This window comes from Arthrobacter glacialis, assembly GCF_002909445.1.
Classification (GTDB): Bacteria; Actinomycetota; Actinomycetes; order Actinomycetales; family Micrococcaceae; genus Specibacter; species Specibacter glacialis.
On sequence record NZ_PPXC01000054.1, the window covers coordinates 1 to 1,162 of the forward strand.

General features: G+C 53.8%; 1 pseudogene. It reads left to right on the forward strand.

Features of this window, described 5'->3' with window-relative positions:
* Window positions 1-969, forward strand: a pseudogene (locus tag CVS27_RS20385) (IS3 family transposase); the annotation flags it as partial.
* Between the last annotated feature and the right edge of the window lie 193 nt (window positions 970-1,162).

The following is a 1,162-nucleotide window of genomic DNA, read 5'->3' on the forward strand; positions in this document are numbered from 1 at the left end:
CGAACTGCGCAAGCTTCGCGCAGAACTCAAGCGCGTGACTGAAGAGCGAGACATCTTAAAAAAGGCCGCCGCGTACTTTGCCAAGGAGTGCAACTGAAGTACGCCTTCATCAAAAAGCACTCGACGCATTACCCGGTGCGGCGCCTTTGCCAAACCCTCAAGGTGCATCCCAGCGGCTACTACGCTTGGTTGGCCGAACCTCAATCTGCCCGAGCCAAAGAAGATCAGCGCCTGCTTGGCTTGATCAAGCAGGCCTGGTTAGAAAGCGGCGGCGTGTATGGCTATCGCAAGATTCACGATGACCTGCGAGAGCTAGGAGAGATCTGTGGGCGAAATCGAGTCGGTCGCTTGATGCAGGCAGAGGGGCTGCGTTCGCAAACGGGCTATCGCCGTCGTACTGGGTTTTATGGCGGAAAACCAACAGTGGCATCCCCCAACCATCTGGCCCGGCAGTTCAAGGTCAGTGAGCCGAATAAAGTCTGGGTGACCGATATCACCTACATCCGCACCTATGAAGGGTGGCTGTACCTGGCGGTAGTGCTGGATCTGTTCTCCCGCCAAGTCATTGGTTGGTCAATGAAGCCCAGAATGAGCAGCGACCTGGCCATCGACGCCATGCTGATGGCCGTGTGGCGACGCAAGCCACAGCAGCAAGTGATGATTCACTCAGACCAAGGCAGTCAGTTCAGTAGCTCAGATTGGCAAAGCTTCCTGAAGGCCAATAATGTGATCAGCAGCATGAGCCGACGGGGAAACTGCCACGACAATGCCGTAGCGGAGAGCTTTTTCCAGCTTTTGAAGCGGGAGCGAATCCGACGAAAGATCTACGCAACGCGTGACGAAGCCCGAAGTGATATTTTCGATTACATCGAGATGTTCTATAACCCTAAGCGTCGACACAGCAGTGCTATGCAGCTGTCTCCAGTAGAGTATGAGAAACGCTATTTCCTGAGCTTGGAGAGTGTCTAGGAAAGCAGGGGCGATTCACTATGCTACTTTTTGCTGGTCCCAGTGGCGCATGATTTCTTCGATCTGTCGGGCTCTACATTGTTCACGGTGCTCCTGGAATAGCGGCATGCGCTCTCGCAAATCATCTGCATAGAGATAAATTTCTGTACCGTAAGCTAGGGCGTCGTACATTTCGTCTTCGCAGAGAAAGCCG